Genomic DNA, 16,107 nt, shown 5'->3' with positions numbered 1-16,107 from the left:
GGGACGGGACCGGGGCGGCGGCGAGGAGCGCGGCCGCCGCTCGCCGTATGTGTTGTGTCGTCACGATGTCACCTGTCAGGTCGTGTTGCGTGCCGACCCCGTTCGCAAGGGTGTGCGCACCGGGGCGAGCTGCCATCCTCCCTCATGGAACCGAAGACTCCGCAGGTGGGCCGGGCACCCGGCCGTCATGCCTCCCCGGCTCGCCCGGCACCCGCCGCCGACCGCCGGCGGACACCGGTTGTCGGACCCCCGCCCTAGCATGGCGATCATGAGCCACTCGCAGAGCAGTTCGACCGCCGACGTGGTGCGGGGCCTCCTCGCGCCCTCCGCCGCGACCACCCCCGAGAGCGTGCCCCCGGACGGCGCCGCACTCCGGGTGGTCGAGGAGGCACGCCCCGCGCGTACCGTCGGCGCGGGTGTCGCCGCCGCCGGCGGGGCGGACGACGAAGCCGCGTCCCGCCTGCGGGAGCTGATACGCGGTCACCTCGCGGGCCGTCCCGACCGCTGGCTCGCCCTCCGCGAGGCACTGGCCACGCACCGGGGCACCCTGCCCGCGCTGCTGGCCGACGTACCCGATCCGGCACCGGTGGCCGGCCCCGGCGCGGTCCCCAGACCCGTGCCCCGCAGCGTCGACCTCACCCTGGAGCTGCTCCTGGAGCACGCCGGGCCCGAGGAAGCGGCTGCCGTGCTGGCCGCCCTGCCCGACCGGACGGTCGAGGCGCTGCTCTCCGGCGGTCCGCTCCCGGGCCCCGGCCTCGTCGCCGCCGTCACCGAGCACGGGGACACCCGCACCCGTACCGCCCTGGCCCGCCACAGCCGGATCGACTCCCGGGTCCTCGCCCGGTTGCTCGCCACGGGCGACTCCCGGGTCGGCGCGGCCGTCTACCGCAACCCGCGCTGCACCCCATCCCTGCGCCGCACCCTCGCGCACCGCCTGGACCGGGTCCCGATGGACGCGGACCTGCGGGCCGAACTGACCGACCCCGCCGGGTATCCGCCGGCCACCTGGCTCACGCCCCTGCTCGGCTCGGGTGACCCGCAGCTGACCGTCCGCGCCCTGCTGCTCCACACCGGGCGGGGCGCCGTCGTGCGGTACGCCCTCGTCCGCGTGTGGGAATGCTCCGGACCCGCGGCGGTACGCACCGTCCTCGACGAACCGGCCCTCACATGGAACCTGAGCATCCCCGTCGTCGCGGCCGTAGAGAAGGCGCTCGCGGCCGAAGCCCGATCGAACGACGGCTCCGCGCTGCGAAGCCTGCGCGAGGGGTGCGAGCCCTACGCGGACCCCGCACGGCTCCCGGCCCTGCTCGCCACCGCCCGCGGTACCAGCACCCTGCGCGACCTGCTCGCCGAACCGTACGCGCACGACCTGACGGCCCTGGCCGAGGCCCACGCGGCCACCCCGTTCATGCCCAAGGCGTGCGAGGAGCTGGCCCGCCACGAGGACGCGAGCGACGAGCAGCGCCTCGCGTTCCGGCTCAGCGTCCTCAACGAGCCCTGGCGCGCGGGCGGCCGCCGGTCCGGGAACACGCACCCGCCCGAGCTGCGGCTCGCCCGGGAACCCCTGGACGACTCCGCCGCCCTCTGGGCGGAGGGCATGGTCGCCGCCGGGCTGCTGGACCCGGTCGAACTGGTCCGCACCGGACACCCCGCCGTGCACGCGCTCGGCGCGCTGACCCGGCTGGCCGGCCGGGGGCGGCTCGGTGACGCCGCCCCGGCGGCCCTCCGCGAGCAGACCGAGGCCCACCTCGGCGAGCGTCCCGAGGCCTGGACCGCCCTGGACACCCTCCTGCCGGGCCACCAGGGCACCCTCCACACCCTGATCACCGAGGCGGGCGGCACTCCGCCGGCAGCTCCCGCGCCGGCGGGCCGCCCGCAGGCCTCGGCCGGGACCGGTGCCGGGGCGGAGCCCGGGACCGCCCGGCCCGCGGCCCCCGGCTTCGAGCCACCCGCGGTTCCGGCGCGGCGGGAGGAGCGGGCCGCGCTCGCGGCCCTCGATCTGCTGCGCTCCCTCGCCGCCGCCCCCGACGAGGTCCCGGACCCCACCGACCCCGGTGTGCTCCGGTTCCTGGCGCACCACCGGCAGGACGAGGCCCCCGGTCTCACCACGCCCCGCTGGCTCGTCCGCGCCTGCGCGGACCAGGGCGTCGAGCCGCCCCACGACGGCTCCTGGCCCACCGCGCCCGGCCCCGCCGAGGTGCGTGCGGAACTCCCCCAGAGCTGGGGTTCCACCGCCGCACCCATCGAAATGGCCTACACCCAGGGTCTCCTCCCGGCCGAGGAACTTCCCGGCCTGCTGCCGGCCCGCCGCCTGCTCGGCCTCCCGTCCGACTGGCGCCGCTTCGCCTTCGCCGCAGCCTGGCGGGCCGCGGTCGGACGCCTGCTGCGTTCGACCCTCGGCACCGACCCCGACGCCTGGCTGCGGCTGGCCGAGACCGCGTCGGCCGCCGCCGGCTGTGCCGATCACCGGTCGGCCGGCGGACCCACCTGGGCGGAGCTGCTGGAACTCTCCGCCGGACCGGCCGACGCCCTCATGGAGAACCCCGCGTACCGGCCGCTGGAGGACCCGAAGTCCGCCACCCCCCGCCCCACCACCCCGGAGGAGGCCGTCCGCCTCGTGGGAGTGGGCAACCACCGCTGGACCTGGCCGATCGGCACCCTGCTCTGCCTGGCCGACGCCGACACCGTCGACGCGGTCCTGCCCCGGCTCGGCCCCGACGGGCCCTGGCTGCTCGCCGCGTACCTGACGCGCCACGAGCGGACCCCCCGTACCGCTTTCGGCCGACTGCTGGCCGGACGCGATCCGCACGCCCTGTACGTCCTCGCCGCCCGCACACGCCGACTGGAGGCCGGCGCGGACGTACTGCTCGCCGACCTCGACGACCCGGAGGTGGACCTCACCCTCCTGCGCTACGGCAGCACCACACCGACGGGCCGGCGCATCGTGGCCCGCTCCCGTCCCCACGGCACGACCGGCGCGGGGACCGTCTCGGTCGGCGCGCTCGCGCTGGCCGACGCACGCAGGGACCCGTCCGGACGGCTGGCCGGCGGCGCCCTCTGGCTGCACTCGGCCGAACCGGACCTGATCGAGGAGGTCTTCGCCAGGGAGGGGCGCGACCTGAGCCTCCTCCAGCAGGTCCTCGGCTGTCTGAACCTGCTCGAACACGGCGGCGCCGACCGGCTCGCCGCCCTCGTCCGACGCGATCTGCTCGGCCGGGCGGCGGCCACCCTGTGCGCGAAGGCGCTGGCGTCCACGGACCCGGCAGCCGTGCTCAGGACCCGGGCCGCCCGGGAACTCGCCCCGGAGAAGTTCATCACGCGGCTGCGGCGCGACCGTCCCGCCTGGCAGGCCCCGGGCGGGGCGGCCACCGTGCCGGGCGGCATCGACTGGGAGGCCGTGGAGGCCGCCCACACCGAGGAGCCGCTGCCCAACTGGGGATGGGTCGTCAACAGCGCCTCCGCCCCGGCCGGCCTGCGCCTGCGCAACGCCGCCCTCGTACGGGAGCCGGGCCCGGACGGCCTGCCCGACGGCGCGGAACTCACCCGGGCCCGCGCCCGGTACGGGCTGGGCGGGCTGTACCACTGCCCGCTGCCGAACCAGCTCGACGGACTGCTCGCCTCCGGCATGCTCACCGGCACCGACCTGCTGCACGAGGCGGCCCCGGCGGCGCTGATGCTGGCCTACCTGAGCGGCGCGGCCCGGCGTACGGACGCCCCGGAGCAGGCGCACGCCGCCCTGCGGGCCCTCACCGGCCTCGTGGCCGCCCGCCTCGGCAGCGATCCGCAGGCCTGGCGGCGCGTCACCGACCGGCTCACGGGCCGGGACCCGGCATGGGAGCCCCTGTCACCGGTGGCCGCCCTGCTGACCTGAACCGGAGCGAAGGCCCGTGCCGTCGGGGCGGAGCCCGAGCCCGTACGGCCGACGGCCGCTCCCGCCCACGGCGAGCGGCCGTCGTAGGGTGTGCGCACGGGGAAGGGGGGAACGCACATGGACAAGGCTCGGATCCTGCTGCTCGACGCGGCTCCCGGGGACCTGATGGCGCGAGAGCTCGACCGCCTGCTCGGCCACGGGCTGGCGATCACGCTGAACCTCCGCAGGGTCACCGACCACACCGGGACCCGGGACGTCTGGGGCGACCGGGTGGAGTTCACCGACTTCGACGCCTTCGACGAGTCCGCCCTGACCGCCGCGACCGTCCGCGGCGGAGAGGGCTACGACGCGCTCAAGTCCCGTGCCGGCGTGCCCCTGCGCGCCGGGTTCCTCGCCGCGGCCACCGATCCCGCGCTCGTCCGCCCGCTGCGCGTGATCGGGCGGGCCGGGGCGGGCACCGACCACGTCGACCTGCCCGCCGCCGCCCGTCACGGCGTCACGGTCACCCACACCCCCGGCTCCAACGCGGGCGCCGTCGCCGAATTCGCCCTGGCCCAGCTCCTCGCCCTGACCCGCGACCTGCCGGCCCACAACGCGACCGCGCACCGGGGTGTCTGGCGGGCCCCGGCGGCTCCGGCCGTGCAGCTGTCGGAGCTGACCCTGGGCATCGTCGGCCTGGGCCGCATCGGCTCGGCGCTGGCCGGGCGGGCGGCCGCCCTGGGCATGGACGTCCAGGGCCTGTCCCGGCAGGACCGGGCCGGGGCACCGGCACGCCCGGTCCGCTCGCTCACGGCCCTCCTCACGACCAGTGACGTGGTCTCCCTGCACCTGCCGCTCACGGCGGCCACCCGGGGGATGATCGGGCGGGCGGAGCTGGCGCTCATGCGCCCCGGCTCGATCCTGCTGAACACCGCCCGCGGCGGGATCGTGGACGAACAGGCCCTGGCCGACGCCCTGCGCGACCCCGGACATCCCCTGGCGGCCGCCGCGGTGGACACCTTCGCCCACGAGCACGCGGCCTTCGAGTCCCCGCTGGCCGGCCTGTCGAACGCCCTGCTGACCCCGCACGTCGCCGGGATGACCCGGAGCGCCGTGAGCACCGCGGCCCTGCGCTGCGCGGACCACGTCGCTGCCCTCCTCGGCGACCGCCCGGACGGCGTTCCCGTGGTGAGCGCGTGACCGTGTGACCGTGTGACGCGGAGGCTCGCCGCGGTGGCACGATACGCGGATGGAGTGGGCGGAACTGGAAGACCGTGCCCGGGCCCTGGCGGCCGCGGGCGGACGGCGGATCCTCGGCATCGCGGGACCGCCGGGAGCGGGCAAGTCGACCCTGGCCGAGGGGCTCGCGCGGGCGCTGGGCCCCGAACGGGCCGTCGTCGTACCGATGGACGGGTACCACCTCGCCCAGGCCGAGCTGGTCCGGCTGGGGCGCGCGGACCGCAAGGGGGCGCCGGACACCTTCGACGCGGCCGGATACCGGGCCCTGCTCGGCCGGCTGCGCGCGGCGGCCCCAGAGGTGGTCTACGCCCCGGCCTTCGACCGCGCCCTGGAGGAACCCGTCGCCGGCAGCATCGCGGTGCCTCCCGGGGTACCGCTGGTGATCACCGAGGGCAACTACCTGCTGTACGAGGCGGGGGAGTGGGCGGGGCTGCGCCCCCTGCTGGACGAGACCTGGTACCTGGCTCCCGACGACGGCCTGCGCGTGCGCCGCCTCGTCGCCCGGCACGTGCTGCACGGCAGGAGCGAGGCGGATGCGGCCCGGTGGGTCTCCCGTTCGGACGAGGCCAACGCCCGGCTGATCGAGGCCGGCCGCCACCGGGCGGACCTGGTGGTGGACTGACGCACCCGGGGCCGGGTCAGGGGCCGGGGCTCCGGACCCGGCCGGGCGACGTCAGCGGAACGCCGTGGCGCGCACGCTGTTGCCGCACAGGGCGAAGTCGCCGCCGTCGTCCGGCGCCAGCTGGGTGCCCCCTCCCGCGACACCCACCACGATCGTGGGTGCGACCATCGGCTTCCCGCCGGAAGCGCAGTAGCCGTCGGCCTCTCCGAGCACCGGCGTGAAGGTCAGCTGGGTCGTGGCCGTGCCGCCCACCGGCAACTGCACGGTGCGCGCCTGGCCTTGGCGGACGACGCTCAGCCCCTTGTTGCTGCCGGGCGAGCCCAGACCCGCGAGGCCCACGGTCGGGAAGCCCTTCAGCGTGCACGGCGTGGAGCCCGTGTTGGTGACGGTCACCCGTACCCCGTTGGACCCCGCCCGTTGCGCGCTGCCGGCCGTGAGCTGCGCGCCGGTGCAGGCCGCGGCCGGCGCCCGAGCTCCGGGCGCGGCCTTGGCCGCGGCCGTCGCCGTACCGGTGCCGGCCAGCAGACCCGCGGTGAGCAGTCCCGTCGCGAGCAACGCGAGCGGGGCCTTGGCCGCGCCGCTTCTCCTTGTGCCCTTCATGCGTGCTCCACCCCCCGACAGGGGGCGCCAGGATCCGGCCACCCCGCTCGATGTCGGTTCGACCCCGTTCCACTATCCCACGGGGGATCTGCCGGGGCTCCCGGACCGCGGGAGGCCCCTCCGCGGGGCGGCGTACGGACGTCACGACGGCCGCGCCGCGGGCGGACGGGGCCCTCCCGGGCCCGCGCCGCCTCAGTCCTCCGATCCGGCGCAGTCGGGGTGGCCCCAGCGCGAGGCCAGCTTGACGATCGTGTCCCCGGCGGCGTACGGCTGCCCGCACGGGCAGCTCCCCGGGAACTTCGCCTTGACGGAGGCCCGCCCGCGGGCCGCGCCGCCCCCGGTACGGGAGGCCGCCGCCCCCTTCGCCGCGCCGGAGGGGGCCCGGCGGACCGATCCGCCGCGCGCCGGGGCACTGCGGGCCGGGGTGCTGCGCGCGGGGGCCGGGACCGGCAGGTCCGCGGTGCCGAGGGCGGTACCGGCGGCCTGCTGGGTGACCGCGGCGTCGCTGGCCGCCTGGTCGGCGATGGCGTTGAGGTGGTCACCGTCCTCGCGGTGGGCGGGAACGTAGCGGAATTCCACGTCCCGCTCGCCCAGCAGCCCGTCGATGCGTTCGACGAGCTCCCGGTTGGCCACCGGCTTCCCGGCCGCGGTCTTCCACCCGTTGCGCTTCCACGCGGGGAGCCACTGCGTCACCGCCTTCATGGCGTACTGCGAGTCCATCCGCACCTCGACGGCGGTTCCGGGTGCGAGCGCCTCCAACAGTCTCTGCAGTGCGGTGAGTTCGCCGACGTTGTTGGTGGCCCGGCCCAGTGGGCCGGCCTCCCAGCGCTCCGGGCGCCCCTGGGCGTCCGCGACGACCCACGCCCATCCGGCCGGCCCGGGATTACCCTTCGCCGCCCCGTCGCAGGCGGCAATGATGCGATCAGACATGCCCCGATCATGCCCCACGCGCGGAGCGGCCCCGGCAGCGGTACGGGTGAGGGGGCGTACACGCGTTTCCTCACCCGACGTGTTTACCGCCCGTGGATTTGGTGACACGAAGTAGTGACACGTCATCACAATGCGACGAAAGGCAGGAACATGTCCCTGTTCGCCGTTCTCATCATCGGTCTGGTCGTCGTGGTCATCGCCCTGATCGCCGCCGGCCCCGACATCCCGGCGAGGCGCAACCCCTCCGTCCGCCGCACCCGCACCCGCCTGACCACCGTCCCCGCGCCCCGTGGCGGCCGGCACCGCACCCAGTACTGAACCGTCCTCGCGAGGGCCGCGCCGTGCCGGGCCGCGCGGCCGCTCGACCGTCACACTGGGCGCACCGTGCACCGCGCGGGGCGCCGCTGCGAGTGACGAGGAGGACGGGGACCGATGCCGCGAACCCGCGCCGAGGCACACACCCTGCACCCCCGCCACCAGCGCCGGGGCGAGGTGAGGTGGCCCGCCGTGCTGGCGACGCTGACCGCCATGGCCCTGTACCTGGTCCTGCCCCAGCAGCTGCTGATCACCCCGCGGTACCTGGTGCCCGCCCTGGAGATACTGCTCCTGCTCCCGCTCATCGCCATCAACCCGAGACGGCTGACCCGCCAGACCGGCACCTTCCGCGTCCTGTCCCTGGCGCTGGTACTGGTCATCGTCGCCAGCAACCTCGTGGCACTGGGCATCCTCGTCCACGAACTGCTCCACGCCCAGGTCGCCGACGGGCGCTCCCTACTGGTGGCGGCGTTCCAGGTCTGGCTCACCAACGTCATCGCCTTCGGACTCGCCTTCTGGGAGCTGGACCGCGGCGGCCCGGTCAGCCGCACCCAACTCCCGCGCGAGGAGCTGCCGCTGGCGGACTTCCGGTTCTCCCAGGACGAGAACGACGACGCCGTCGGCGAGGTCGCCGCCGGTGCGAGCGGAGCCTCCGACTGGGTCCCCACCCTGCTCGACTACCTCTACGTGTCCCTCACGAACTCCACGGCCTTCAGCCCGACCGACACCATGCCGCTCTCCCCGCGCGCGAAGCTCCTGATGGCCGTCCAGTCGGTCGCGGCCCTGCTCACCTCCCTCCTCGTCATCGCCCGGGCCGTGAGCATCCTGCACTGACCGGGCGCGAACGGTTCAACGGGCGCGCGCGGTCGGTGCAGGATCCTCACGCCCTAAGGAAGGTCGGGAGGCGGCGGCCCGGTCTCGGACTCGTACTGGTGCGGGGAGTCCCCCTGCCACTCGATCACCCGCGCGTCGCCGAGGACCAGCTCGTCCGGATCGGGCACCTCGATCCGCCGCAGGAACTCGATCACGTCGGAATCCGCGTGGGCGACCCCCAGGGCGGTCTCGTGGCCCTGGACCCGGATCGTCACCCGCCGGCCACCCGACGGCGCGATCCTGTGCACGACGATCGGCGCATGCTCCATGGCCCCAGCCTGCCCGAGACCCGTGACCCGGGCATCCCGGGCGCCGCCGTGCGGGCCCCGGACCGCACCCCGGGTGGCGCACGGGTTACGGCCCGGGGGCACCCGCGTTCCGGTAGATGCCCTTGTCGTGAACAGGTAAGAAAATCAACGTAGTTGGCGTTGACGGCCACGGCTCTACGCGCGTCATCATGGCGATATGAGAATCCCCCCGCGCCTCGTCGCCCTCGCCGGCGCCGCAGCCGTCGCCGCCACCCTCATCGCGGGACCCGTCGCCGCCGCGGCTCCCGTTTCCCCCGCCACCGCAGTCACCTCCGCCTCCTCCGTATCGGTGAAGGCGGTGGGCAGGGTCTGTTACTCCGCGCTGCCCTCCCAGGCGCATGACACCCTCGACCTCATAGACCAGGGCGGACCGTTCCCGTACTCCCAGGACGGCGTCGTCTTCCAGAACCGTGAGGGCCTGCTGCCCGGTCACAGCACGGGCTACTACCACGAGTACACCGTCATCACCCCCGGCTCGCCCACGCGCGGCGCCCGCCGGATCATCACCGGGCAGCAGTGGCAGGAGGACTACTACACCGCCGACCACTACGCCTCGTTCCGCCGGGTCGACTTCGCCTGCTGATCCCGGCTTCCTCCCCCACCCGGGCCGCCGTACCGCCCCCCAACCGGGGCGGTACGGCGGCCGTCGTCCGTGCGGCGCGCCCGCTACGACGGCTGGAGGACGGAGAGGATGTTGCCCGCGGGGTCGGTGAACCAGGCGATGAGCGGGCCCCCCTGGCGGACGACCCCCTTCTCGTCCTGCTCGAAGCCGGGGTACCGCTCGAAGCGGATGCCCCGCCCGGTCAGCTCGTCGACGGCCGCGTCGATGTCCTCGACGGGGAAGTTGAGCAGGGTGAAACCGGCCGGAGCGTGGTCGTCCTTCGGGTAGACGAGGATCTCCGCGCCGCCCGCGATGTGGAGGGTGAGCAGGCCGTGCTCCTCGGTCACCCGCAGGCCGAGGGTCTCGCCGTAGAACTCCTTCGCCCGCTGGATGTCGTCCACGGCGAAACCGCTGAATGCCCTGGTGTCGCTGAACACGCGCCGTCCTCCCGTATGCGTCCCGACGGCCGACAGCCGACGGCCGACTGCCAAGAGTGCCGACCCCGCCGCGCGCGTGCGGCGCCTCCGCACCGGCGCGCGCCACCGATTCCCCCGAAAGCACGAGCCCGGACCGTTGTCACGGGAGCGCTCTCCGGGCCGGAGGGCACCGGATACCCTGCAGATCCCGACGCAGCCGCTCTGCTGCCGACCGCGACAGGAATGGAGCCCGCCGTGCCTGAGCAGCCCACCGGACACCGACCCACTCTGGAAGCCGTCGCGGCGCGCGCCGGGGTTTCCCGGGCGACGGTCTCGCGTGTGGTCAACGGCGGGGCGGGGGTGCGGCAGCTCGTCGCGGACAAGGTGCGCGAAGCCGTGGCCGAGCTGGGCTACGTACCCAACCCGGCGGCCCGGACCCTCGTCACCCGGCGCACCGGGGCCGTGGCGGTGATCATCGCCGAGCCGGAGGTCCGCATCTTCTCCGACCCCTACTTCTCCCAGCAGGTCCGCGGTATCAGCAAGGAACTCACCGCCCACGACACCCAGTTGGTACTCCTGCTGGTGGAGGGGCCGGAGGACTACGAGCGGATCGCCCGGTACCTGGCCGGCGGCCACGTCGACGGGGCGCTCGCCTTCTCCCTGCACACCGACGACCCGCTCCCCGCGATCGCGGCCCGCATCGGGCTGCCCACCGTGTACGGCGGCCGACCCGCGTGGACCCCGGCCCCGGGCGGACCCGCCGGGGTGACGTACGTCGACGCCGACAACCGGGGCGGGGCGCGGCTGGCCGTACGCCACCTCACCGACACCGGCCGCACCCGCATCGCGCACATCGCCGGCCCCGACGACATGACCTCGGCGACCGACCGCCTGGACGGCTACCGGGACGCCCTGCCGCCCGGCTGCCCGCCGATGGTGGCCGAAGGCGATTTCACGGTGGAGGGCGGGGCGCGGGCGATGGCGGACCTGCTGGAGCGGCATCCGCGGCTCGACGCCGTCTTCGCCGCCAGCGACCAGATGGCGGTCGGTGCGCTGCGCGTCCTGCGGGAGCGGGGCCGGCGCGTACCGCAGGACGTCGCCCTGGTCGGCTTCGACGACATGCGGTCGGTGGCCGAGTGCGCCGATCCGCCGCTGACCACCGTCCACCAGGACATCGAGGGCATGGGCCGGATGATGGCCCGGCTGCTGCTGGGCGCTCTGGACCGGGACCGAGGGGGGATCCTCACCCCGACCTCCCTGATCACCCCGACCGGGCTGGTGCGCCGCGACTCGGCCTGACCGGGTGCGGAAGGCGTCCCGGTCCGGGCGTCCGCTCCGGGCACCCGGACGGGCGCGCCGTCCGGGCCGCCTCCCCGGACCCGCCTTCCGGCCGTCAACCACGCCTGCCCGCACAGCCGTTACGCGTTCAGGTCTTGACGGGAAGATCCGGGCGGGGCACTCTCCAGACGCAGCGCTTGAGAGCGCTCTCAGCCGTGTACGCCGAAGCCCAGGGGAGATCAGCCATGCCCACAGCCCGAGCCGCCACCACCGCCGGCATCCCCGCCGGCACCACCCCCGCCAGAACCCGGGGCGTCGCCCTCCGCCTCGGCGCGGTCGCCCTCGCCGGGGCCCTGCTGGCCGCCTGCGGATCCGGTGGGGAACCGCAGGGCGCCGCCGCGGGCGCCGGGGGCAAGGTCACCGTCACCGTCGACCTCTTCGGCTCGTTCGGCTACAAGGAGGCCGGGCTCTACGCGGAGTACGAGAAGCTGCATCCGGAGGTCACGGTCAAGCAGACGGACACCGAGGACGAGCAGGACTACTGGAAGTCCCTGCAGACCCGGCTCGCGGGCGGGGGAGGCCTCGCCGACGTACAGGGCATCGAGGTCGGCCGGATCGCCGCGGTGACGCAGCAGCAGTCGGACAGGTTCGAGGACCTCACCGCCTACGGGGCGGGCGCACTGCGGAACTCCTTCGCCGACGCCAAGTGGTCGGCGGCCACCACCAAGGACGGCAAGGTACTGGGCCTGGGCACCGACGTCGGACCCGAGGCCATGTGCTACCGCCGCGACCTGTTCGAGAAGGCCGGACTGCCCACCGGACGCGAGGAACTCGCCGCCCAGTGGTCCACCTGGGACGGGTACCTGGAGCTGGGCCGGCGCTACCGCGACCACGCCCCCGACAAGAGTGCCTGGCTGGACAGCGTGGGCAGCCTCTACGCCGTCATGACCGGACAGGCGAAGGAACGTTACTACGACGCCTCCGGCGCGCTGGTGTACGAGACCAACCCGGCCGTCAGGACGGCGTGGGACACCTCCGTGCGCGCCGCCCAGGACGGACTGAGCGCCAAGCTCGACCAGTGGTCCCCGCCGTGGAACCAGGCCTTCGCCGCCGGTTCCTTCGCCACCCTCCCGTGCCCCGCCTGGATGCTCGGCTACATCAAGGGCCAGGCGGGCGACGCCGGCGCGGGCAAGTGGGACGTCGCCGCGCTGCCGGGCGGCGCCGGGAACTGGGGCGGCTCCTACCTCGCGGTCCCGCGCGCCGCGAAGCACAAGAAGGAGGCCTACGCGCTCATCCAGTGGCTCACCGCCCCCGAACAGCAGGCCCGCCTCTTCGAGAAGCAGGGTTCCTTCCCCTCCTCCACCGGCGCGATCGCCAAGGTCGCCGACGTCAAGGACCCCTACTTCTCGCAGGCCCCCACCGGCCGGATCTTCGGAGACGCCGCCAAGGCCGCACCCGTCCAGGTGCTCGGAGCCGCCGACAAGACCATCGCGGACCAGATCACGAACGCGCTGAGCGAGGTCGAGCGCAAGGGCACCGCACCGGACAAGGCGTGGGAGACCGCCGGGAAGGGCGTACGGAACGCCACCGGCTGACCGCCGCCGCCCCTCCCGCCCCCCAGCCGTCGCCCCCGAAGGGCCCGCCGATGACCCGCCCCGCCCCATCGACCACCACCGGTACCGGACGCCCGCCACCCGCCCGACGGGTCCGGCGCTCCCTGGCCCCGTACGCCTACGTCGCCCCGTTCTTCACCCTCTTCGCCGCCTTCGGCCTCTTCCCGCTCCTCTACACCGCCTACGTCTCGCTCTACCGCGTCGAACTCCAGACGCCCGGAGCGATGCAGTGGAGGGGCCTGGACAACTACGCGGCGCTCTTCTCCGACAGCTACTTCTGGACCGCGCTGCGCAACACCTTCACCATCGGGGTCCTCTCCACCGTTCCCCAGCTCGCCATGGCCCTCGGCCTCGCCCACCTGCTCAACCGCCGCCTGCGCGCCCGCACCTTCTTCCGGACCGCCGTCCTGCTCCCGTACGCCACCTCCGTCGCCGCCGCCACCCTCGTCTTCGCCCAGCTCTTCGGCCGCGACTTCGGCATGGTCAACTACCTCCTCGGCCTCACCGGCATCGGCCCGGTGGACTGGCAGACCGGCACCGTCGCCTCCCAGCTCGCGGTCTCCTCGATCGTCGTGTGGCGCTGGACCGGCTACAACGCCCTGATCTACCTGGCCGGCATGCAGAGCATCCCGGCCGAGCTCTACGAGGCGGCCGAGCTGGACGGAGCCTCCGGCTGGCGGCAGTTCGTCCACGTCACCCTGCCCGGACTGCGCCCCACGATCGTCTTCACCGCCGTCGTCTCGACCATCGGCGCCACCCAGCTCTTCGGTGAACCGCTGCTCTTCGAGGGTTCCGTCTCGGGCGGCATCTCGCACCAGTACCAGACCCTCGGCCTCTACCTGTACGAACAGGGCTGGGGCTTCTTCCACCTGGGCCGCGCCGCCGCGATCGCCTGGGTGATGTTCCTGCTCATCCTGGTACTGGTGGGCGCCAACGCCCTCCTCGTACGCAGCCGTTCCCGCAAGGAGGCCGCCCGATGACCGCCGTCACCGCCCCGCCCTCGCGCCGCGCGGCCGCCGGGCCCCCCACCGCCCCCGTCCGCCGGCGCGGCCGGGCCGACGGACCGCGGCGCGGCGGCCGGCTCACGTACGCGGTCCTCACCGCGGCCGTGCTGGTCTCGGCGTTCCCGTTCTACTGGACGATCGTCGCCGCCAGCCGCTCCAACGCCGACCTCGCGAGGACCCCGCCCTCGCTGCTGCCCGGCCCGCACCTGATGCACAACCTCCGGCAGGTCCTGGAGGAGGCCGACATCGGCAAGGCCCTGCTCAACTCCCTGATCGTCTCCGGCTCGATCACCGTCGGCACCGTCCTGTGCTCCACCCTCGCCGGCTTCGCCTTCGCCAAACTGCGCTTCCGCGGGCGGGGGTTGCTGCTCACCCTCACCGTGTCCACCATGATGATCCCGCCGCAGCTCGCGGTGATCCCGCTCTTCATGCTGATCGCCCGGCTCCACTGGGTCAACCAGTTGCAGGCCGTCGTCCTGCCCGGACTCGTATCGGCCTTCGGCGTGTTCTTCATGCGGCAGGTCCTCGTCCAGTCCCTGCCCGACGAACTGATCGAAGCGGCCCGCGTCGACGGCGCCTCCACCGCCCGCATCTTCCGGTCCGTCGTGCTGCCGATCGCCCGGCCCGGCATGGCCGTGCTCGGCCTGCTCACCTTCATGACGGCGTGGAACGACTTCTTCTGGCCCGTCGTCGCGCTCTCCTCGCAGGAACCGACCGTGCAGGTCGCACTCCGCCAGCTGGGCGGCGGATACGTCCACGACCAGTCCGTGATCATGGCGGGCACCCTGCTCGGCACCCTTCCCGTACTGCTGGTCTTCGGCCTCCTCGGCCGTCAGATCGTCGGCGGCATCATGCAGGGCGCGGTCAAGGGCTGACGCCGCGCACCCCGCACCCGTACCCGCCCGCCGTCCCGTTCCCTCCCCCCAGTCCCGTCCCGTCCGCCCTCACACCCCGGGAGTTCCCCTCCGATGACAGCCGTCGACGCACGCCCCGACGCCTCGCCGCTCCTGCGATTCCCCCGGGGATTCCGCTGGGGGACGGCCACCGCCGCCTACCAGATCGAGGGTGCGGCCACCGAGGACGGCCGCACCCCGTCCATCTGGGACACCTTCAGCCGCACCCCCGGCAAGGTCCGCAACGGCGACACCGGAGACGTCGCCGCCGACCACTACCACCGCATGCGCGAGGACGTCGCCCTCATGAAGCGCCTCGGGGTGAGCGACTACCGCTTCTCCGTCTCCTGGCCCCGGGTGCAGCCGACCGGCTGCGGCCCGGCCTCCCCGCGGGGCCTGGACTTCTACCGGCGGCTCACCGACACGCTGCTGGACGCCGGGATCCGCCCGGTCGCCACGCTCTACCACTGGGACCTGCCCCAGGAACTGGAGGACGCGGGGGGCTGGCCCCGCCGGGAGACGGCCGACCGCTTCGCCGAGTACGCGTTCCTCACCGCCGGGGCCCTCGGTGACCGGGTGACGACCTGGACGACCCTCAACGAGCCCTGGTGCACCGCCTTCCTGGGCTACGCCTCCGGGGAGCACGCCCCGGGCCGCACCGACCCGGCCGCCGCCCTGCGCGCCGCCCACCACCTCAACCTCGCCCACGGGCGTGCCGTCCAGGCGCTGCGCGCCTCCGCGGCGCCCTCGGCCGAGGTCTCCCTGACCCTCAACCTGCACGCGGTGCGCCCGCTGACGGACTCCGCGGCCGACCGCGACGCCGCCCGCAGGATCGACGCCCTCGGCAACCGGATCTTCCTCGACCCCGTCTTCCACGCCCGGCTCCCGCAGGACCTGGTCCGCGACACGGCACCGGTCACCGACTGGTCCTTCGTGCGCGACGGCGACCTGAGGACCGCCTCCGCGCCGGTCGACTCCCTAGGCGTCAACTACTACGCCCCGACCGTCGTCGCGGCGGGCGACTGCCCGACGCCCTCGCCCTGGCCCGCGGCCGAAGGGCACGTACGCTTCCCGAGCCTCCCCGGCCCCCGGACCGCCATGGACTGGCCGGTCGATGCGGAGGGGCTCTACGGGCTGCTCACCGCGCTCGCCGAGGAACTGCCCGGCGTACCGCTGCTGGTCACCGAGAACGGGGCGGCGTACCACGACTACGCGGACCCGGCCGGCCGGGTCCGCGACCCGGAACGGATCGCCTACCTGCGGGCCCACCTGGCCGCGGTGCACCGGGCGATCGGGCGGGGGGCCGACGTGCGCGGGTACTTCCTGTGGTCGCTGCTGGACAACTTCGAGTGGGCGCACGGCTACGGCAAGCGGTTCGGCATCGTCCACGTCGACTTCGCGTCCCAGCGGCGGACACCGAAGGACAGCGCCCGCTGGTACGCCGACGTCATCGCGCGCGGCGGCGTCGTTCAGTAAGTGAAGGCTTCGGTTCGTGCTCGGGTTTTACGTGTTCACCTCTTGCCCACGCGTGGGGCGGAGGGGCACAGTGGCGGCGCACCCGTTCT

Annotated in this window: 15 protein-coding genes; 11 read left to right on the top strand and 4 right to left on the bottom strand. The window is 74.5% G+C overall.

Annotation, left to right across the window (positions count from 1 at the left end; translation table 11 throughout):
* Positions 1–268 precede the first annotated feature (268 nt).
* From OG295_RS01160 to OG295_RS01150, 3 genes are all read left to right on the top strand, one after another.
* Entirely contained in the window at positions 269–3,871 is a 3,603-nt protein-coding gene (locus tag OG295_RS01160; RefSeq protein ID WP_371675064.1) for a hypothetical protein, read from the top strand.
* Positions 3,872–3,988: 117 nt separating this feature from the next.
* Entirely contained in the window at positions 3,989–5,050 is a 1,062-nt protein-coding gene (locus OG295_RS01155) for an NAD(P)-dependent oxidoreductase (protein WP_371675063.1), read from the top strand.
* Between the two features lie 49 nt (positions 5,051–5,099).
* Complete coding sequence (locus OG295_RS01150; protein WP_371675062.1) at positions 5,100–5,711, top strand: nucleoside/nucleotide kinase family protein; 612 nt, start codon at positions 5,100–5,102, stop codon at positions 5,709–5,711.
* A gap of 51 nt (positions 5,712–5,762) precedes the next feature.
* Here OG295_RS01150 and OG295_RS01145 read toward each other — a convergent pair whose 3' ends face one another.
* Both OG295_RS01145 and OG295_RS01140 read right to left on the bottom strand, forming a co-directional pair.
* Positions 5,763–6,311, bottom strand: coding sequence for a DUF4232 domain-containing protein (locus OG295_RS01145; protein ID WP_371675061.1), 549 nt, complete (start codon positions 6,309–6,311; stop codon positions 5,763–5,765).
* Between the two features lie 192 nt (positions 6,312–6,503).
* Complete coding sequence (locus OG295_RS01140) at positions 6,504–7,241, bottom strand: ribonuclease H (RefSeq protein WP_371675060.1); 738 nt, start codon at positions 7,239–7,241, stop codon at positions 6,504–6,506.
* Positions 7,242–7,391: 150 nt separating this feature from the next.
* On the opposite strand from OG295_RS01140, the gene OG295_RS01135 reads away from it, so the two are divergent.
* Together OG295_RS01135 and OG295_RS01130 are read left to right on the top strand one after the other, a co-directional pair.
* Complete coding sequence (locus OG295_RS01135; RefSeq protein WP_356217465.1) at positions 7,392–7,559, top strand: hypothetical protein; 168 nt, start codon at positions 7,392–7,394, stop codon at positions 7,557–7,559.
* A gap of 114 nt (positions 7,560–7,673) precedes the next feature.
* Positions 7,674–8,390, top strand: a complete 717-nt coding sequence (locus OG295_RS01130) for a hypothetical protein (protein WP_371675059.1) — start codon at positions 7,674–7,676, stop codon at positions 8,388–8,390.
* 53 nt (positions 8,391–8,443) lie between these two features.
* On the opposite strand, the gene OG295_RS01125 is transcribed toward OG295_RS01130, so the two are convergent.
* Positions 8,444–8,698, bottom strand: a complete 255-nt coding sequence (locus OG295_RS01125) for a hypothetical protein (protein WP_371675058.1) — start codon at positions 8,696–8,698, stop codon at positions 8,444–8,446.
* 196 nt (positions 8,699–8,894) lie between these two features.
* Between OG295_RS01125 and OG295_RS01120 the strand changes: the two genes are divergently transcribed.
* Positions 8,895–9,320 carry a ribonuclease domain-containing protein gene (locus OG295_RS01120; protein WP_371675057.1) on the top strand — a complete coding sequence of 142 codons (426 nt, stop codon included), beginning with the start codon at positions 8,895–8,897 and terminating at the stop codon, positions 9,318–9,320.
* A gap of 83 nt (positions 9,321–9,403) precedes the next feature.
* Here the strand turns inward: OG295_RS01120 and OG295_RS01115 are convergent, their stop codons facing one another.
* Positions 9,404–9,775, bottom strand: coding sequence for a VOC family protein (locus tag OG295_RS01115; RefSeq protein ID WP_266847404.1), 372 nt, complete (start codon positions 9,773–9,775; stop codon positions 9,404–9,406).
* Between the two features lie 234 nt (positions 9,776–10,009).
* On the opposite strand from OG295_RS01115, the gene OG295_RS01110 reads away from it, so the two are divergent.
* From OG295_RS01110 to OG295_RS01090, 5 genes are all read left to right on the top strand, one after another.
* Positions 10,010–11,053: a LacI family DNA-binding transcriptional regulator gene (locus OG295_RS01110; protein ID WP_371675056.1), complete on the top strand. Its 1,044-nt coding sequence runs from the start codon at positions 10,010–10,012 to the stop codon at positions 11,051–11,053.
* Between the two features lie 224 nt (positions 11,054–11,277).
* Positions 11,278–12,627 carry an ABC transporter substrate-binding protein gene (locus OG295_RS01105; protein WP_371675055.1) on the top strand — a complete coding sequence of 450 codons (1,350 nt, stop codon included), beginning with the start codon at positions 11,278–11,280 and terminating at the stop codon, positions 12,625–12,627.
* Between the two features lie 50 nt (positions 12,628–12,677).
* Complete coding sequence (locus OG295_RS01100) at positions 12,678–13,625, top strand: carbohydrate ABC transporter permease (RefSeq protein WP_371675054.1); 948 nt, start codon at positions 12,678–12,680, stop codon at positions 13,623–13,625.
* Positions 13,622–14,524, top strand: a complete 903-nt coding sequence (locus OG295_RS01095) for a carbohydrate ABC transporter permease (RefSeq protein ID WP_371675053.1) — start codon at positions 13,622–13,624, stop codon at positions 14,522–14,524. The genes OG295_RS01100 and OG295_RS01095 overlap by 4 nt, the downstream gene beginning before the upstream one ends.
* 93 nt (positions 14,525–14,617) lie before the next feature.
* Positions 14,618–16,018, top strand: coding sequence for a GH1 family beta-glucosidase (locus tag OG295_RS01090; protein WP_371675052.1), 1,401 nt, complete (start codon positions 14,618–14,620; stop codon positions 16,016–16,018).
* The last annotated feature ends 89 nt before the right edge of the window (positions 16,019–16,107 follow it).

Origin of the sequence: Streptomyces sp. NBC_01276, from assembly GCF_041435355.1 — a bacterium.
Taxonomy (GTDB): domain Bacteria; phylum Actinomycetota; class Actinomycetes; order Streptomycetales; family Streptomycetaceae; genus Streptomyces.
This window is presented reverse-complemented; position numbering and strand designations above follow the sequence as displayed.

What these genes read in the sequence shown, in the direction of transcription:
- OG295_RS01120 (WP_371675057.1), top strand. Translation starts at nt 8,895, where the DNA reads ATGAGAATCCCCCCGCGCCTCGTCGCCCTCGCCGGCGCCGCAGCCGTC.
- OG295_RS01140 (WP_371675060.1), bottom strand. Translation starts at nt 7,241, where the DNA reads ATGTCTGATCGCATCATTGCCGCCTGCGACGGGGCGGCGAAGGGTAAT.
- OG295_RS01145 (WP_371675061.1), bottom strand. Translation starts at nt 6,311, where the DNA reads ATGAAGGGCACAAGGAGAAGCGGCGCGGCCAAGGCCCCGCTCGCGTTG.
- OG295_RS01135 (WP_356217465.1), top strand. Translation starts at nt 7,392, where the DNA reads ATGTCCCTGTTCGCCGTTCTCATCATCGGTCTGGTCGTCGTGGTCATC.
- OG295_RS01100 (WP_371675054.1), top strand. Translation starts at nt 12,678, where the DNA reads ATGACCCGCCCCGCCCCATCGACCACCACCGGTACCGGACGCCCGCCA.
- OG295_RS01150 (WP_371675062.1), top strand. Translation starts at nt 5,100, where the DNA reads ATGGAGTGGGCGGAACTGGAAGACCGTGCCCGGGCCCTGGCGGCCGCG.
- OG295_RS01160 (WP_371675064.1), top strand. Translation starts at nt 269, where the DNA reads ATGAGCCACTCGCAGAGCAGTTCGACCGCCGACGTGGTGCGGGGCCTC.
- OG295_RS01155 (WP_371675063.1), top strand. Translation starts at nt 3,989, where the DNA reads ATGGACAAGGCTCGGATCCTGCTGCTCGACGCGGCTCCCGGGGACCTG.
- OG295_RS01090 (WP_371675052.1), top strand. Translation starts at nt 14,618, where the DNA reads ATGACAGCCGTCGACGCACGCCCCGACGCCTCGCCGCTCCTGCGATTC.
- OG295_RS01125 (WP_371675058.1), bottom strand. Translation starts at nt 8,698, where the DNA reads ATGGAGCATGCGCCGATCGTCGTGCACAGGATCGCGCCGTCGGGTGGC.
- OG295_RS01095 (WP_371675053.1), top strand. Translation starts at nt 13,622, where the DNA reads ATGACCGCCGTCACCGCCCCGCCCTCGCGCCGCGCGGCCGCCGGGCCC.
- OG295_RS01105 (WP_371675055.1), top strand. Translation starts at nt 11,278, where the DNA reads ATGCCCACAGCCCGAGCCGCCACCACCGCCGGCATCCCCGCCGGCACC.
- OG295_RS01130 (WP_371675059.1), top strand. Translation starts at nt 7,674, where the DNA reads ATGCCGCGAACCCGCGCCGAGGCACACACCCTGCACCCCCGCCACCAG.